The organism is Streptomyces sp. B1I3 (assembly GCF_030816615.1).
Classification (GTDB): Bacteria; Actinomycetota; Actinomycetes; order Streptomycetales; family Streptomycetaceae; genus Streptomyces.
The window spans coordinates 3512211-3528255 of record NZ_JAUSYD010000001.1 but is presented as its reverse complement, the minus strand read 5'-3'; the positions used below and the strand labels follow the sequence as shown (position 1 = coordinate 3528255).

17 protein-coding genes are annotated in these 16045 nt (G+C 71.8%); 4 read left to right on the top strand and 13 right to left on the bottom strand.

All coding sequences use genetic code 11. The annotated features are described in order from the left end of the window. Window positions 1-45 precede the first annotated feature (45 nt). Window positions 46-519: a carboxymuconolactone decarboxylase family protein gene (locus tag QFZ58_RS16065; protein ID WP_307125603.1), complete on the bottom strand. Its 474-nt coding sequence runs from the start codon at window positions 517-519 to the stop codon at window positions 46-48. Between the two features lie 309 nt (window positions 520-828). On the opposite strand from QFZ58_RS16065, the gene QFZ58_RS16060 reads away from it, so the two are divergent. Continuing rightward, complete coding sequence (locus tag QFZ58_RS16060) at window positions 829-1470, top strand: TetR/AcrR family transcriptional regulator (protein WP_307125602.1); 642 nt, start codon at window positions 829-831, stop codon at window positions 1468-1470. 101 nt (window positions 1471-1571) lie between these two features. Here QFZ58_RS16060 and QFZ58_RS16055 read toward each other — a convergent pair whose 3' ends face one another. From QFZ58_RS16055 to QFZ58_RS16045, 3 genes are all read right to left on the bottom strand, one after another. Continuing rightward, complete coding sequence (locus QFZ58_RS16055; RefSeq protein WP_307125601.1) at window positions 1572-2282, bottom strand: TetR/AcrR family transcriptional regulator; 711 nt, start codon at window positions 2280-2282, stop codon at window positions 1572-1574. Between the two features lie 78 nt (window positions 2283-2360). Next, window positions 2361-3332 carry an endonuclease/exonuclease/phosphatase family protein gene (locus QFZ58_RS16050; protein WP_307125600.1) on the bottom strand — a complete coding sequence of 324 codons (972 nt, stop codon included), beginning with the start codon at window positions 3330-3332 and terminating at the stop codon, window positions 2361-2363. A 136-nt stretch (window positions 3333-3468) separates the two neighbouring features. Continuing rightward, the gene (locus QFZ58_RS16045) at window positions 3469-4167 is read right to left on the bottom strand and encodes a GDSL-type esterase/lipase family protein (RefSeq protein ID WP_307125599.1); all 699 of its coding nucleotides are present in this window, start codon (window positions 4165-4167) and stop codon (window positions 3469-3471) included. Between the two features lie 58 nt (window positions 4168-4225). Here QFZ58_RS16045 and QFZ58_RS16040 point away from each other — a divergent pair, with 58 nt between their 5' ends. After that, window positions 4226-5215, top strand: a complete 990-nt coding sequence (locus QFZ58_RS16040) for a WD40 repeat domain-containing protein (RefSeq protein WP_307125598.1) — start codon at window positions 4226-4228, stop codon at window positions 5213-5215. A 282-nt stretch (window positions 5216-5497) separates the two neighbouring features. Here the strand turns inward: QFZ58_RS16040 and QFZ58_RS16035 are convergent, their stop codons facing one another. Further along, window positions 5498-5899, bottom strand: coding sequence for a PPOX class F420-dependent oxidoreductase (locus tag QFZ58_RS16035; RefSeq protein WP_307125597.1), 402 nt, complete (start codon window positions 5897-5899; stop codon window positions 5498-5500). A 119-nt stretch (window positions 5900-6018) separates the two neighbouring features. Here QFZ58_RS16035 and QFZ58_RS16030 point away from each other — a divergent pair, with 119 nt between their 5' ends. Beyond that, on the top strand, window positions 6019-6513 hold the full coding sequence (locus tag QFZ58_RS16030) for a GNAT family N-acetyltransferase (RefSeq protein ID WP_307125596.1): 495 nt from the start codon (window positions 6019-6021) through the stop codon (window positions 6511-6513). 66 nt (window positions 6514-6579) lie between these two features. Here QFZ58_RS16030 and QFZ58_RS16025 read toward each other — a convergent pair whose 3' ends face one another. The 8 genes from QFZ58_RS16025 to QFZ58_RS15990 all read right to left on the bottom strand — a co-directional run bounded on the left by QFZ58_RS16025 (window position 6580) and on the right by QFZ58_RS15990 (window position 13790). Continuing rightward, window positions 6580-7074 carry a DinB family protein gene (locus tag QFZ58_RS16025; protein ID WP_307125595.1) on the bottom strand — a complete coding sequence of 165 codons (495 nt, stop codon included), beginning with the start codon at window positions 7072-7074 and terminating at the stop codon, window positions 6580-6582. Between the two features lie 143 nt (window positions 7075-7217). Further along, window positions 7218-8336, bottom strand: coding sequence for a phosphoserine transaminase (gene serC, locus QFZ58_RS16020; RefSeq protein ID WP_307125594.1), 1119 nt, complete (start codon window positions 8334-8336; stop codon window positions 7218-7220). A 96-nt stretch (window positions 8337-8432) separates the two neighbouring features. After that, complete coding sequence (locus QFZ58_RS16015) at window positions 8433-9641, bottom strand: cytochrome P450 (RefSeq protein WP_307125593.1); 1209 nt, start codon at window positions 9639-9641, stop codon at window positions 8433-8435. Continuing rightward, window positions 9638-10873 carry a cytochrome P450 gene (locus QFZ58_RS16010; RefSeq protein ID WP_307125592.1) on the bottom strand — a complete coding sequence of 412 codons (1236 nt, stop codon included), beginning with the start codon at window positions 10871-10873 and terminating at the stop codon, window positions 9638-9640. The genes QFZ58_RS16015 and QFZ58_RS16010 overlap by 4 nt, the downstream gene beginning before the upstream one ends. After that, window positions 10870-11532 carry an ATP/GTP-binding protein gene (locus tag QFZ58_RS16005; protein WP_307125591.1) on the bottom strand — a complete coding sequence of 221 codons (663 nt, stop codon included), beginning with the start codon at window positions 11530-11532 and terminating at the stop codon, window positions 10870-10872. The genes QFZ58_RS16010 and QFZ58_RS16005 overlap by 4 nt, the downstream gene beginning before the upstream one ends. Continuing rightward, the gene (locus QFZ58_RS16000; protein ID WP_307125590.1) at window positions 11513-11884 is read right to left on the bottom strand and encodes a DUF742 domain-containing protein; all 372 of its coding nucleotides are present in this window, start codon (window positions 11882-11884) and stop codon (window positions 11513-11515) included. The genes QFZ58_RS16005 and QFZ58_RS16000 overlap by 20 nt, the downstream gene beginning before the upstream one ends. Further along, on the bottom strand, window positions 11881-12327 hold the full coding sequence (locus tag QFZ58_RS15995) for a roadblock/LC7 domain-containing protein (protein ID WP_307125589.1): 447 nt from the start codon (window positions 12325-12327) through the stop codon (window positions 11881-11883). Before QFZ58_RS15995 ends, QFZ58_RS16000 begins: the two co-directional genes overlap by 4 nt. Further along, on the bottom strand, window positions 12324-13790 hold the full coding sequence (locus QFZ58_RS15990) for a sensor histidine kinase KdpD (RefSeq protein ID WP_307125588.1): 1467 nt from the start codon (window positions 13788-13790) through the stop codon (window positions 12324-12326). The genes QFZ58_RS15995 and QFZ58_RS15990 overlap by 4 nt, the downstream gene beginning before the upstream one ends. Window positions 13791-14244: 454 nt before the next feature. Here QFZ58_RS15990 and QFZ58_RS15985 point away from each other — a divergent pair, with 454 nt between their 5' ends. Continuing rightward, window positions 14245-16041 carry an LCP family protein gene (locus QFZ58_RS15985; RefSeq protein ID WP_307125587.1) on the top strand — a complete coding sequence of 599 codons (1797 nt, stop codon included), beginning with the start codon at window positions 14245-14247 and terminating at the stop codon, window positions 16039-16041. Window positions 16042-16045: the final 4 nt, after the last annotated feature.

The window sequence follows — 16045 nt, the reverse complement described above, 5'->3', positions numbered from 1 at the left end:
GGCCGGACCCGGCGGGCGTGGTGGCGTCCGCCGGGTCCGGGGCCCTCAGTGGAACCGGCCGGGCTCGTAGTCCCCGGCCGGCTGCTGGGCGATGATGTTCAGCCGGTTCGCCGTGTTCATGAAGGCGATCAGGACCACCAGGGCGGTGAGCTGTTCCTCGTCGTAGTGCTTGGCGGCGGCGGCCCACACCTCGTCGCCGACCCCGCCGGCCGCGTCCGCGATCCGGGTCCCCTCCTCCGCGACCTCCAGGGCGGCCCGTTCGGCGTCGGTGAAGACCGTGGCCTCCCGCCACGCCGCCACCAGGTGCAGGCGTACCGGGCTCTCACCGGCGGCGGTGGCGTCCTTGGTGTGCATGTCGATGCAGAAGGCGCAGCCGTTGATCTGGCTCACGCGCAGTGCCACCAGTTCCTGCGTCGCGGCAGGCAGCGGCGATTCCTTGATCGCCTTGCCCGCCGCCATGAAGTGCTTGAGGGCCTTGCCGGCGGTCGGGCCGGTGAAGAGGTTCAGTCGCGCGTCCATGGTGTGCTCCTCCGTGGTCGTGAGTGGCTACATACCTGGGACGAGACAGCCCGGCCCCCTGTGACACGGGCGGATGTGACCTGGGTCCCCCCGCGGGCGGGCAGGGCCGGGCGGAGGCAGGTGACGTGCCGCGGCCAATTGCGACTGGGGTTCGCCACCCGCCGGGCGGCGCGGCGCAGCGGGTGGGCGGTCGCGGGGGCCGGGACAATGGCGCACGCGCCAAGTAGAGGTGACGCCCTCTTCCGCGCTCGCGGCCCCGCTCGGCCGCCGCGGCGAACAGTGGAAGACGCGGCAGACGAAGGAGGACCCGTGGTGGATGTCTCGGTGGATCAGGTGACCGGCACGGTCGACAAGGCACGTACGCGGGCCCGCGAGCGACTCCTCGGGGCGGGGCTGGAGCTGTTCGGCGTGTACGGCTTCGCGCAGACGTCGGAGCGGGCGCTGTGCGAGACGGCCGGGGTGCCTGAGGAGGTGCTCCGGGAGGAGTTCGGTTCCCGGGAAGGGGTGCTGACCGCCCTGCACAACCAGGTCACGACCAACGGGCTGCGGGCCGCCGAGCGGGCCCTGCTCTCGGAGGGGATGGACGACTGTCCGATGGCCGAGCGCTTCCGGCGCCTGTTCGACGCGTACGTGTCCGCGGTGACGCGGGACCTGCGTGAGGCCCGGGTGACGTTCGTCGAGGTACTGGGCGTGAGCCCGGCGGTCGACGAGCACTGCAAGCGGTGGCGCGACCTGTGGGCCGACTTCCTGACCGGTGAGGCCGAGCGCGCCGCGGTGCGCGGCGAGGCGGAGGAGCGGGACCACCGGGTCGTGGTGATGGTGATGGTCGGCACCGTCCACGAACTCATGGCCCACCACGCCCGCCGCCCCCGCCGGGCCCGCCCGGAAGAGGTCTCGGCCGAGCTGACCCAGCTGGGGCTCGCCATGCTCGGAACCGAATCGGCCGGCTGAGCGGACCCGGCCGGCTGAGCGGACCCGGCCCGCTCAGGGCACGCGGTGTGGTGCGCGCGTTCGCGTGGCGGTGTACGGCCTCCGGGCGGCGCGCGAAGCCGTTATCTGGCCCGGGCGGCGATGCGGTCCAGCCACTCCGCGAGCAGCGCGCGCTCGTTGGCCGTCAGTGCGGAGGTCTGCGGGAGCGCCGCGCGCAGGGCGACCGCCGCTCCGGCCGGGCCCGGTTCGGCCACGGCAGGGGTGTCCGTCGTGATCGCGGTGATGACGGCTTCGCGGGCCAGCACGGACAGTCCGAGGTCGCGGCGGTCCTCCGGCATGGCGAGCAGAGCGAGTGCCGTACCGCCGCCGGCGGCGTGGACGAGGTGTGCGGCACGCTGCTCGTCCACCCGTAGCCGGCCGGCCTCGGCGATCCGGCGGACGTGACCGGCCAGGACCTCTATGGCGGCGCGGGCCGCGGGCGAGGACGCGCCGGGGCGGGGATCTCCGTACATGAGCGAGTACAGGGCCGGGTTGGCCAGTCCGAAGCCGACGTGCAGGTCCCAGCCGGCGCGCAGGTCCTCCACCGGGTCGGCGCTGGGCGCCAGGGCGACCTTGCTGCTCAGGTAGGTGGCGAAACCGTGGGCCGCCACCGCGTCGAGCAGGCCCTGTTTGTCCCCGAAGAGCCGGTAGAGGGTCGGTGCCTGGACACCGGCCGCCGCGCTCACCGCCCGGGTCGACACCGCCTCGCGCCCGCCCTCGGCGAGGAGCCGCATGGCGGCGGCGAGGATGCGGTCGCGGTTGGTGTCCGCGGTGGCGGAAGGTCCGGGCGTCATGTTTCCCATGGTAACGACTCGGCGTTACCGCATGTGCCCTTCGCGACCGCCGGGGCTCCGGGGCGCGCGTCCGCCACCTCAGGTGTCGCGTCGCCCGAGGCTTATGCGGGCGGCGACGGGCAGGTGGTCGCTCCCCGCCGCGGGCAGCGACCGGATGTGGGTGACCGTCGCGGACCGGGCCAGGACCTGGTCGATACGGGCCAGGGGGAGGGCGGCCGGCCAGCTGAACGCGAACCCCGATTCCGGGTGGTTCATCTGTGAGACGACCGGGGAGAGGCCCCGGTCGTCCACCGTGCTGTTGAGGTCACCGAGGAGTACGACCCGGTCCAGGGGCTCGGCGGCGATGGCTTTCCCGAGGAGGACGGCGCTCTCGTCGCGCAGCCCGGAAGCGAACCCGCTGCCCGGCCCGAGACGGACCGACGGCAGGTGGGCGACGTGGACGGCGACCTTGCCCTGCGGTGTCAGGGCGGTGGCCCGCAGCCCGCGGTTCCAGCCCTCACCGACTCCCCGGGGCCTGAGGTCCACCAGGCGCACGTCCGTCAGGGGGTACTTCGACCAGAGCCCGACCGTCCCCCTGGTCGCGTGATGAGGAAGCCCTGCGGCCAGCGCCGCTTCGTACTCCGGAAGGGCGGACGGGGTCAGCTCCTCCAGGGCGACGAGGTCGGCCCCGGCCCCCGCCAACGCCCGGGCGGTGGCCGCCGGATCGGGGTTCACGTCGCTGACGTTGTGCTGGAGCACGGTGAGTTGGCCTTCCGCCCCGGCGTCACCGGGGAGCAGAAGTCCCCCGAAGACACCGGCCCATGCGGCAACGGGCAGTACCAGCGCGGCCGTTGCGAGGTACGAGCGGCGCACGAGAGCCGGGACCAACAGGAGAGGGATGGACAGCCCGAACCAGGGGAGGAACGTTTCCAGCAGGCTGCCCACCCGGCCGGGGGCATTGGGTACGGCGGCGTGGAAGACCGGAGGACAGGCGGCCACCACGGCGAGCGACGCCAGGACGCGCCCTCGCTTCCAGCCCCAGGCCGAGGGGCTGGTCCCCGGTTCCGTCATGGCCCGCCTGTCCGGTCGGCTTCCCTTCGCGCCGTTCCGGACGGAACGGCGTCACTCGACACGACGACGCGGCGGCAGGAAACCCGGTTCCGCAGGCCGAAAGCCCGGTCCCGCGCGGCGGCGGCATCGGGCCTTCTCAGGCGGCCGCCAGGGCTCCCGCGTACGGGCCGCCCACGGCCCAGGCCTGGTGCATCGCGTCCGCGAAGGCCCCGGCCAGCCGGTGCTCGCCGGTGGGGCCCGGATGGGTGCCGTCGTAGGTGTCCGTGTGGATGTCGTAGTCCGCCGGGTGCGAGGCCAGCACGAGGGGGGAACGGGGGGTGTCCAGATCGGCGACGGCCTCGGCCAGGAGCAGGTTGAAGCGCTCGCACTCGGCGGCGAAGAGGGCGTCGGACTCGGCCCGGATGTTCGGTATGACGGGGAGGATCACCATCTTGACGTTCGGGTTCGCGGCACGGGCCGCCGTCACGAAGGCCCGGGTGTTCACGGCCGTCTGTTCGCTGCCGGTGTAGAAGCCGAGGTCTATCAGGCCGAGCGAGACGAGCAGGACGTCGGCGCGGGCAGCCGCCACGGCGTCCGCGACGACAGGCGCCATGTGCAGCCAGCCCTCGCCCCAGCCGGCCAGGTGGCGCCGCGCGGGTGCGGGGAAGGCCGGGTCGCCGTACGCGTGGGAGAGCGGGGCGTTCGCCTCGGTGTCGTACAACTCGGTGCGCGGGCCCGTGATCGTGTACCCACCGGCGCCGAGGGTGGCTTCGAGGTGCTGCCACATGCGGTAGCGCCAGGTGAAATCGCCGGAGCGCCCGATGGTCATGGAGTCGCCGACGAAGAGAAAACGCATGGCGACATCATGGCCGATCACTGCTCCGGCCTGATACGTGACAGTGGACACTTGTCCCATGAGATCGCTGCTCGCCGCCTCCGCCGCCGCCCTCCTGCTCGTCGCGGCGGCACCCGCCGTGGCGGACGACGGGGACGGGGCCGACCGCACCTTCACCATCGAGGACCCCCGGATCACCGAGTCCAGCGGCCTTGCCGCCAGCCGCCTGCACCCGGGCGTCTACTGGACGCACAACGACAGCGAGGACGGGCCGTACGTCTACGCCGTCGACTCCCGGACCGGGAAGACCGTCGCGACGATCACCATGCGAGGGGTGGGGGAGCCCCGGGACGTGGAGGCGATATCCCTGGGACCGGACGGCAATCTGTACGTCGGTGACATCGGCGACAACCTCGACGGGTCCTGGGACCACGTCTGGATCTACCGCTTCCCCGAGCCCGTGAAGCTCGCGGACGCCACGGTGCGGGCGACGCAGTTCGACGTGACGTACGCCGACGGGCCGCGCGACGCCGAGGCGATGATGGTCCATCCCAAGACCGGGCGGGTCTACATCGCCTCCAAGAACGAGGACGGCGGCGGGCTCTACGAGGGGCCCGCGAAGCTCGCCACCGGCGGGAACAACGTGTTCCGGCGCGTGGGCGAGGTGCCGTGGGTGACGGACGGGGCGTTTTCCCCGGACGGGAAGGAGCTGGTGCTCCGTTCCTACTTCAGCACCCGCGGTTACGCCTTCGCGAACGGGCGGCTCGGCGCCGACCACCGGGTGACCGTGCCGCTCCAGGGACAGGCCGAGTCGGTGACGTACACGTCGGACGGCTCGGCGATGATGTTCGGCTCCGAGGGGGAACGGAGCGAAGTGGTGCGCGTGGAGGTCGAGGGCGGGGGGCGCGGCGGCGGCACGTCACCCTCCTCGGACGGGGGCGGTGGATCGTCGTCCGGGGCGAGCGGGAGCGGCGGCGACGGCTCCCAGAAGATCACCGTGACCGGGGGCGCCCTGTTGCTGGCGGTCGCCGCCGTGGCCGTGATCGGGTTCAGGAGGCGGCGCGGGTAGTGCCGGGCCGTACGGAGCTCCGGCGCTCACGGAGGCTCCGGGCGGGGGCGGGGCACCTTGCGGGGCTCGCGGCCGGCTCGTACGGGCTCGTGCCTGCCGGACGAGGCCGCGGGCTCGTGCCCGCCGGATCAGGTCGCCGTACCGGCCGCCAGGTCCCTCGCGCCGGCCAGGTGGGCCCGCCCCAGCGGCCGTTCGCCCTCGCGGGGACGGCCACCGCGGGCGAGGGGGAGTGAGGTCCCGCGTGGCCGGCGCCGGGCCCGCCTGCGTCCGCAGGGCGGGCCTTCAGCGCTCCTGCGAGCAGGGCCGCAGCTCGTAGTGCAGGGTCCGGTCGCGCTTCAGCCGGTGGGTGAGGGGAACGACCACGCCGTGCAGCGCCGGGTACTTGCGGGAAAGTGTCCGGGCGGCGTGGGTGTCCTCCTTCGACCCGGGCTGCAGGAGCCGCGCCCAGGCCTTCATGGGCGGGCCCGTCGGTGCGCCCCGCACGGTGCACGGGGAGATGTCCACCACGGGGTGGTTGCGCATGCGGTCCACCTTCCACGCCGAGGCGAAGGTGCGGACGTAGGCGTGATCGCCCTCGACGGCGATGCTGACAGGGGTGTGGGCGGCCGATCCGTCCGGCCGGCGACTGCTGAGCAGGACGGTGTACTGCTTCACGAACGGCTCCAGTTCACTGATCGTCTCCATACGTCCCATGGTGCACGAATCGGGCGATACAGGGCATGACCGTGACACGTGCCGGGTGGGGCGCCGACCACGAGGGCTTTGGGCGCCTCGGCCGCTGAGCCGCCCCGTACGCTCGGCCCATGCAGGCCGAGCCCTTCTCCACACCCCGCCTGGACGCGATACCGCTCGACCCCGTGCACGCGGAGGAGATGGCGGTGGTCCTCGCCGATCCCGCGCTGTACGCGTACACGGGAGGCGCCCCGCAGGACCCGGACGCACTGCGCGCCCGCTACGAACGCCAGACCGCCGGTTCGCCGGACCCCGGCGAACTGTGGTGGAACTGGGTGCTCCGGGTGCGCGACGACGGCCGCCTGGCCGGATACGTCCAGGCCACCGTGCGCGGTGAACGGGCCGAGGTCGCCTGGGTGGTGGGGGCGGGCCGGCAGGGCAGGGGCTACGCGAAGGAGGCGGCGGAGGCACTGGTCGGACACCTCCTGGGCGTTGGCGTCCGCACCGTCGTCGCCCACATCCACCCCGGCCACGCCGCGTCCGCCGCCGTGGCCGGGGCGGCCGGGCTGGCGCCGACGCGGGAGTGGGAGGACGGCGAGGTGCGCTGGCGCCGGGACGCGCCCTGACCCTCGCCCGTTTCGGCGGTGGAGCCATCGAGGGCATCGCAGAGCTCCGCCGCGTCCCGGCCGGGCTCAGGAAGCGGGATGGGAGCCCGTCGACCCGTCGATCAGCTCGCGGACGATGTCCATGTGGCCGGCGTGCCGCACCACGTCCTCCAGCATGTGGACGAGCACCCAGCGCATGGACACGGTCGTGCCGTTCCAGGAGGTGCCCGTGGTGTCCAGGTCCGTCTCCTCGATCGACCGGTCGGCGGCGGCGCGGGCGCGGGCGTAGAAGTCGAGGATCTGCCCGGTCGTCTCGTCCGGGGCGATCGTCATGTCGTCCTTGTACGGGTCGAACCAGAAGTCCTCGGTCCCGCGCCCGAACGTGCTGCAGAACCAGCCGTATTCGACGGCGGCCAGATGCTTGACCAGGCCCAGCAGGTTCGTCCCCGTCGGGGTCATCGGCCTGCGCAACTGCTCGTCGTCCAGCCCCTCCAGCTTCCACAGCACCACGTCACGGTGCCGGTCGAGGCTCGCGTGCAGGGATTCCTTCTCGCCGCCGGTGTACGGCACGGTCTTCGTCATGCCGGGGAACGTAGCAACCGGCACCGACACCGATGCCGGCACTCAGGTCCCGGTGGCCGTCGCTCGGGCACGGGCCGACGTCCGAGTGGAACGCGAACGGCCCTGCACCTCACGGGTGCAGGGCCGTCTCGTGCGCGTGTCCGTTACAGCTTGTCGATCACGTAGTCGATGCAGGCGGTGAGCGCCTGGACGTCCGCCGGGTCGATCGCCGGGAACATGGCGACGCGCAGCTGGTTGCGGCCCAGCTTGCGGTACGGCTCCGTGTCCACGATCCCGTTGGCGCGGAGCACCTTCGCGACCGCCGCCGCGTCGATGCCGTCCTCGAAGTCGATGGTGCCGATGACCTGTGAACGCTTCGCCGGGTCGGTGACGAACGGCGTGGCGTACTTGGACTCCTCGGCCCAGCCGTACAGAGCCTGCGAGGAGGCCGCCGTGCGACCGGTGGTGAAGTCCAGGCCGCCCTGGGTGTTCATCCACTTCAGCTGCTCGTTCAGCAGGAAGAGGGTGGCCAGCGCCGGGGTGTTGTACGTCTGGTTCTTCAGGGAGTTGTCGATCGCCGTGGGCAGCGAGAAGAACTCCGGGACGTGCCTGCCGGAGGCGTGGACACGCGCGGCGCGGTCCAGGGCCGCCGGGGAGAACACGCCGATCCACAGACCGCCGTCGGAGGCGAAGGACTTCTGCGGGGCGAAGTAGTAGACGTCGGTCTCGGTGATGTCGACCGGGAGGCCGCCCGCGCCGGAGGTGGCGTCCACCAGGACGAGGGAGCCCTCGTCGGCGCCCGCGACCCGCTTGACGGGGGCCGCGACACCCGTGGAGGTCTCGTTGTGCGTCAGCGCGTAGACGTCGACGCCCGCCTCGGCCTCCGGGTCCGGGTGGGTGCCCGGGTCGGAGGCGATGACGGTCGGGTCGGCCAGCCACGGGGCGAGCTTGGCGGCCTTCGCGAACTTGGACGAGAACTCGCCGAAGTTCAGGTGCTGGGACTTCGACTCGATGAGACCGTGCGTCGCGACGTCCCAGAAGGCGGTGGATCCGCCGTTGCCCAGGATGACCTCGTAACCCTCGGGGAGGGAGAAGAGGCTGCGCACGCCGTCCCGCACCTCGCCGACCAGGTTCTTGACCGGGGCCTGGCGGTGGGACGTACCGAGAAGAGAGGTGCCGGTGGCGGCCAGCGCGTCGAGCGCCTCCGTCCGCACCTTGGAGGGCCCGGCGCCGAATCGTCCGTCGGCGGGCTTGATGTCAGCGGGAATCTGGATGTCGGCCACGAGCCGGAGCGTAGTCCCTCCCGGACGAGGACCGGGAACCGTGTCCGTCGGATGAGACGGACGCTCCAGCTCGTGGACAACCGTGCGATACGTGGATCAGCCCAGCTCGACCGGGAGCTCGTACAGGTCGTTCTGGGTCACGATGGGCTTGTTGCGCAGCTCGGACGCCGGGACCGCGAGGTCCAGCTCGGGGAAGCGCTCGTACAGCGCGGGCAGGGCCACGCCGGCCTCCAGCCTGGACAGGGCGGCACCCGGGCAGACGTGCGGGCCGTGCCCGAAGGCGATGTGGCGGTTCGGCGAGCGGGTGATGTCGAAGTCACCGGCGGTCGGCCCGTACTGCTTCTCGTCCCGGCCGAGCGCGCCGAAGGAGACGATCAGGGCCTCACCCTTGGGCAGGACGGAGTCGCCCACCTCGATGTCCTCGGTCGCGAAGCGGATCAGGACGTGCGAGGTCGGTGTGTTCCAGCGCAGCGTCTCCTCGATCACGTTCTCCCACGGCACCTCGCCCTTCAGCACGCGTTCGCGCTGCTCGGGGTGGGTCTGCAGGGCCTCCACCACGTTGACGACCAGGCTGATCGTGGTCTCGTGACCCGCCGCGATGATCAGCTGCAGCGTGTTGACGATCTCCTCGTCGGTGAGGTGGTCACCGTTCTCGGAGGCCGCGATCAGCGCGCTGGTCAGATCGTCGCCCGGGTTCGCGCGCTTGTCGTCCACGATCTTCGTGAAGAGGGCGCCGAGGTCCGCCATCATCTGCGGGACCTCCTCCGGCGGCGTCTGCGTCGAGAAGAACTTCTCGAACAGCTCCTTGAGCCGGGGGTGGTCGGACGGGTCCACGCCCATGAGCTCGCTGATGACGTTCATGGGCAGCGGGTAGGCGAACTCGGCCTTCAGGTCGACGGTCGCACCCTTGGGCAGGGCCGCCAGCCGGTCCAGGCTCGCGTTCGTCAGCGCCTCGATGCCGGCCCGCAGCCGCTCCACACGCTTCACCGTCAGCGCCTGCGCGATCAGGGTGCGCAGCCGGCGGTGGTCGGCACCGTCCACCGTGAGCATCGAGCGGCCGGGGTTGGCGAGGCCGATCAGTGGCCAGTCCATGGGTATCTCGCCCCGCTGCCAGGCGTTCCAGACGTTGATGTCCTTGACCACCCGGCTGTCGGTGAGCAGCTGACGTGCCTCGGCGTGGTGGGTCACCGCGTAGCAGTGCACCCCGCCGGGGAGCTCCACCTCGGCCAGCGGCCCGGCGGCACGCAGCGCGGCGCTCTCACCGTCCAGGTCGGTGACGAGGGGATCGAGGGCGATCCGGGTCATGACTGGCCTCCAAGGGCGGGAGTGGGAGTGAACTGCACCGGCAGGTCCGTCAGGCCGCGCAGCCACGGGGACGGGCGGCGGGTCAGCTGCTCCTCCGGGACGGCGAGGTCGACGTCCGGGAGCCGGTCCAGGAGCACCTCGATCCCTGTGCGGGCGACGACCTCGGCGGTCTCCTGGGCCGGGAACGGGCAGCGGTGCTCGCCGTGGCCGAAGGAGAGGAAGGCGTTGTTGCCCCCGGTCAGCGTGGAGCCGTCGGTGCGTACCTGGGGGTCCCCGTTCGCGGCGGCGATACCGAGGAGGAGCAGGTCGCCGGCGTGGATGTGGCGTCCGCCGAGGTGGGTGTCGCGGGAGGCCCAGCGTCCCGCCACGTTCTGGCTGGGGGTGTCCTCCCAGAGCACCTCGTTCATCGCCTCGGCGACACTGTGCCGGCCGCCGGAGAGCGAGGCGGCGAAACGGTCGTCCGTCAGCATCAGCCGCAGCGAGTTGCCGATCCAGTCGGCGGTCGGCTGGTGGCCCGCCGCCATCATGACCATGAGGTCCTGGGCGATCTCCTCGTCGCTGAAGCCGCCCGGATCCTCCAGCATCCTGGTCGCGACGTCGTCACCGGGCTCGGCGTGCTTGTCGAGCAGGAGCTGTGCCATGGCCGAGCCGAGGTACTGCTGCCCGGCCAGGGCGCGCTCGCGGCCGTCGATCATGTCGTTGAGCGCGCCGACGAGTGCGGCGCCGACCTCGTTGCCGAAGCCGTAGAGCTTCGCGAGGACGAGGGCGGGGAGCAGCATCGCGTACTCGGCGATGATGTCGGTGCGGCCCACGGAGCAGAACCGGTCGATGAGGCCGTCGGCGAACTCCTCGGCGTACCGCTTGAGGGCGAACGGGTCGACAGCCTCCAGGGCGTTGCTGATCATCGCAGCGCGGACGGTGTGCCGTTCCCCGACCGTGTAGAGGATGGACGGCTGCTTACGGCCGATCATCGGCAGCAGCGGCCAGTCGTCCGGGATGGTGTCCCACCGGTTCCACAGGTCGGAGTCGCGGCTGAAGAGGACCGGGTCGCCGGTGACCTGGTGGAGCTCGCGGTAGCCGAGGATCAGCCAGGCGGGCACGTCTCCGTCGAGCACGACCGGGGCGACGGCGCCGTGGTCGCGCCGCATGTCCCGGTACAGCTGCACGGGGTCCGTCTGGAACCGTGGTCCGGACAGGGGTACGGAACCGTGGGGCACGGGGCATCCGCTCACAGGGTGGGCTCCGGAGTCTGTGCGGCCGACACGGAGGCGGCGCTCCCCGCCAGGGCCGCGTCCGCGGCCCCCGCGCGGGCGACGGACAGTGCGTGGAGGTGTTCGACGAGCGTGATCAGGACGTACTTGCTGGAGGACCGGTCCCGGGCGTCGCACTCGACGAGCGGGACGTCGGGGGAGAGGTCCAGCGCCTCGCGGATCTGCTGCTCGGTGTGGAGCGGACCGCCGAAGTCGTTGCACGCGACGATGAACGGCGTGCCGTGGTGCTCCAGCCGGTCGATCGCGTACCAGGAGTCGGCGAGCCGCCGGGTGTCGACGAGGACGACGGCACCGAGGGTCCCGGAGAACAGGCGGTCCCAGAGGAACCAGAAGCGTTCCTGCCCGGGCGCGCCGAAGAGGTAGAGGACCGAGCGGGCGTCCAGGGTGATCCGGCCGAAGTCGAAGGCGACCGTGGTGGACGTCTTGGAGTGCACACCGTCGAGGTCGTCGACTGCTTCGCCCGCGCGGGTCATCGTCTCTTCGGTGTTGAGCGGACGGATCTCGCTCACCGAACGGACCATGGTGGTCTTGCCGACCCCGAAGCCGCCGACGACGACGATCTTCAGTCCGTTGTCGGCTGTCGCCTGCAGGGCGGCACGGTCAGAGGTTGCGGAGTCCAACGAGCACCTGTTCCAGGGTGTCGGTGTCGGGGAGCCGGTCCGCGACACGGGCATTACGGGGGTGACGGGCGCTGATCCGGCCGGTGTCGAGCAGGTCGCAGAGCATGATGCGGACGATGCTGACGGGCAGATTCAGGGTGGCCGAGATCTCGACGACCGCGGTGGGGCGTTGGCACATCCGCAGGATCGCGGTGTGTTCCGACTGCATGCCGGGGTTCGGATCGCACTCGGCGACGATGAGCGTCACCAGGTCGAACGCGGCGGAGTCGGACCGGCTGCGGCCCCCGGTGAGGGTGTACAGCCGGTCCGGATCGTCGTCGCGTCCGGGGCGGGGGCGCGGTAGGGACGTCATACGTCCGCGGTTTCCGCGGACGTGGCCGCTGCCCGGGGCTCGGGCGCCGAGCGCGGCGGAGCGACGAGGTACTCGCCGAGCTGCTCCACGAGTTCACTCATGTTGTGGCCGACGAGGCCGACGTCGGAGTCCTCCGCCGCCACGACCGCGAGGTGCGCGCCCGCACCCGCCTCGACGATGAACAGCACACCGCCGTAGAACTCGGCCATCGCGGACCGCACGCCACCGGTGCCGTCACCGAACTCGATGGACGCGCCGTGCGACAGGCTCTGGATCCCGGCGGAGATGGCGGCCAGCTGGTCGGCCTGGTCGACGGAGAGCTCGGGGGTACGGCAGAGCTTCAGGCCGTCCCGGGACAGGACCAGGGCGTGCCGGGCGCCGGGCGTGCGTTCCAGCAGCCCTTCCAGCAGCCAGTTGAGCTTCTCGTCGGTGGTCGCGGTCATCGGGTGTTGCCTTCCGGGTGCGGGGAGTTGGCTCGTACCGCCTGGCTGAAGGTGCTGAAGCGCGCTGCCTGGACCTTCGGGTCGGTGGTACGGGGCCGGGAGGAGTCGGCACCGCCGGGGGCGGCGTTGCCGGTACGGGATTCGGCGGCGGCCAGGGTGCGGCCGCGGCGGCGCTTGGGCAGCCCGCTCTCGCCGAACTGGGGGACGGCACCGGTCGATTCGGACGGGGACTCCGGGGCGGGCCCGGGGGAACCGGCCTCCGGGGCCGCGGCCGAGGCGTGGTCCGGCTCCGGCTCGGGGGCGGCCGCCGGGGCGGGGGCGGGCGGGGGCGCGGGGACGGCGGTGCGGGAGATGAGCTCCTGCGGCAGCATCATCAGCGCGCCCGTACCGCCGCGCGCCGACGGCCGGAAGGAGACGGTGAGACCGTGCTTGCGGGCCAGCCGGCCGACGACGGCGAGGCCGAGGCGGGTACCGGAGAGGCCCGTGAGGTCCTGGTTCTCGGTGGACACCGCGCGCTCGGCGCGACGCAGCTGCACCTCGCTCATCACCAGGCCGCTGTCCTCGACGGTGACGACGATGCCCGCCGGGACCTCTTCGACGTACACATGGACCTCGGCGGTGGGCGGCGAGAAGTTGGCAGCGTTGTCGAGGAGTTCGGCCAGGGCGTGCATCACACCCTCGGCGGCGTGACCGGCGATCGCCACGTCACTGGTGGAGTGCAGGCGGATGCGCTGGTAGCCGCCGATCCGGCCCATCGCGCCGCGCAGGATGGACTCCATCACGATCGGCTTCGCCCAGCGCCGCCCGGAGCGCGCACCGGTCAGGACGGCGATGGAGTCGGCGAGACGGCCCGCCTGGGCGGTGCGGTGGTCCAGGTGCAGCAGGTCGCCGAGGACGTCCTCGGCGGTGTGCCGGTGCTCCATCTCGCGCAGGTCGGCCAGCATGCTCGTGGCCAGGGCCTGCATGCGGCCGGCGGCGTTGGCGCAGGCGGCGATCGCCGCGGAACGCTCGGTCTCGCTGCGCCGGGCCCGGGCGGTGAGACGCGCGACCTCAGCGGTGAGCCGGGTGTGCTGCTCGGCGGCCTCCGCGGTCACCCGCGCGACCATGTCGTCGGCCGCCGCCGTGACCCGGCCGGTCTCGGCGGCCGCGGCCGACCGGATGCGGGCCGTCTCGGCGGTGAAGCGCTGCGCCTCCGCGGCGGAGGAGGAGACGAGGCGTGAGGTCTCGGCCGTGAAGCGTTCGGCGTCGGCGGCGCGCAGGGCCCGCAGATTGCGTGCGGTGGCGAGGGTGTGGACGGCGACGGTGACCGACGCGCAGACCAGTACGGCAGCGGCGCCCGCCCCCCACGCCAGCGGGGTCCGTACCGAATCGGGAGCGGCGGCGACCGCCCACAGGGACAGGGCACCGGTGACGGCTGCCGAGATCAGCAGGGCGAGTGCGGTTGGCCGGAGTGAAGGGCGCAATCGGAGTCCTCGGGGCGGACGGTGCGGGGGAAGGGACGATCCGGATGTTTCGGCGTTGCGGTGATGAAAGAACCACAACTGGACCTGATTGTTCCTGATCAAGCAACGGCAACTATAGGAGAATTGATGGGTTGTTTGGGGTTTCCTTGTGGCCACTTCTGTTTGGAACGTGGCTTGAATGTGACTTCGGCCGGATTCCGCGGGCGCCTGCGAGGTGTGAGCCGGGTGACCCGTGGCGACGGAACCGGCGGGACGGCCGGGGGGCCGGTGGTGATTGAGTCGATATGTCTCCGATGTGCAGCTTGAATTGCCGCGATCGTCGCCCACGGGCGGGAGGGCGACTAGTGTGAGCGCTCCGGTGCAGCCGACCCCAGGTCGCGGCACTGCCGTAAGACACCCCGCGCACCTTGAGGGGGAGGTGCCGCGTGGGCCCCGACGGAGGACGCAGGCAACCGTGGACGCGCAAGGCCGTGGGCGGGACGAGAACATCGACCCCGCAGACCAGTGGGTACTCAACCCGGACACCGGTGATTACGAACTGCGACTGACGCCCTCCGCAGGGCGACCGGCCGCACCGTCCGGGTCCGCCGCACCGTCCGCCTCGAGAGCGTCCGCTCCGGGCCGGCGCCGCGACCAGGCCCCCACGACCCCGCCGGCCGGCGAGCGGACCTCCGTACCGGGCCAGCGTGGTGGGCGAAGGAGCGCGGGCGGCCGCGGGGACCGGGACGGGAGCGGCCGGGCGGGTGGCCGCGCGGCGGGCCGTGCGGCCGCGGCCCCGCCCACCGGGCGGCGCAGGCCGAAGCCGAAGAAGCCCGCGAGGAAGAAGGCGCTGGTGTGGACCGGCGGCGTGCTGGCCCTCCTGCTGGTGGGCGTCGGTACGACGGGCTACCTCGTCTACGAGCACTTCAACGGCAACATCACCTCCGTCTCCAGCGACGGGGCCGGTACGGGCGGCTTCAGCAAGGACCGTGCGATCAACGTCCTGGTGATCGGGACGGACAAGCGGACCGGTGCGGGCAACGAGGGGTACGGGGACAAGGGCAGCGTCGGTCACGCCGACACCACGATCCTCTTCCACGTCTCCAAGGACCGTACGAACGCGACCGCACTGAGCATCCCGCGCGACCTGATAACCGACATCCCGGACTGCCCGACCAACCAGAGCGACGGCTCGACGAAGGACATCCCGGCGACACCGGGCAAGCGCTTCAACGAGAGCCTCGGGCAGTACGACCGCACCCCCAGCTGCACCATGCGCACCGTCACCGAACTCACGGGCATCAAGGTCGACCACTTCATGGTGGCCGACTTCAACGCGGTGAAGACCCTGACCGCCGCCGTGGAGGGCGTGGACGTCTGCCTCGCCAAGGACATCGACGACCCGGACTCCCACCTGAAGCTCTCCGAGGGCGAGCACACCCTCGACGGGGAGCAGGCCCTGGCCTTCCTGCGCACCAGGCACTCCGTCGGCTTCGGCGGCGACCTGAGCCGGATCGAGATCCAGCAGCAGTTCCTGGGCTCCCTGATGAGGAAGCTCAAGTCCAACGACACGCTGACGAGCCCCACCCGGATGTGGAGCCTCGCGGAGGCGGCCACCAAGGCGCTCACCGTCGACGACAAGATCAGCGACATCAACCAGCTCCGCAAGCTGGGCATGGAACTGGCCTCGGTCGAGCCGAAGAACATCACCTTCACGACCGTGCCGGTGATCGACAATCCGGCCGAGAAGGTCAAGGCCACCGTCGTCCTCGACGAGACCAAGGCCCCGCAGGTGTTCTCGATGATGCGCGAGGACGTCTCCTTCACCGCGGTGGAGAAGCAGGAGAAGGCCGACGCGAAGGCCAGGGACGCCGCCAAGCTCCAGGGGAAGACGGCCGACCCGGCGGACGTCCGGGTCGACGTCTACAACGGCGGCGCACCGGCCGGTTCCGCGCAGAACGCCCTGGACTGGCTGCAGAACGAGAAGCGTGTGCTCAAGTCCACCAACAAGGCCAACGCCCCGCAGGACGTGAAGAAGACCCAGCTCGTCTACGCCCCCAACCAGGCGGACCAGGCCCGCACCCTGGCCGAGATGATGGGCATGTCGGCCTCGGCGATGAAGCCGACGACGACGGACGCCGGAGCCATGGAGCCGATGGTGCTGACCCTGGGCCCGGACTTCCAGAAGGGCGGCACCCCGCTCACGGCTCCGCGCAAGGCCCCGGACGAGATCCAGCGCGTCGGGGCGGACAAGGCGGTCTGCGCCAAGTAGCCCG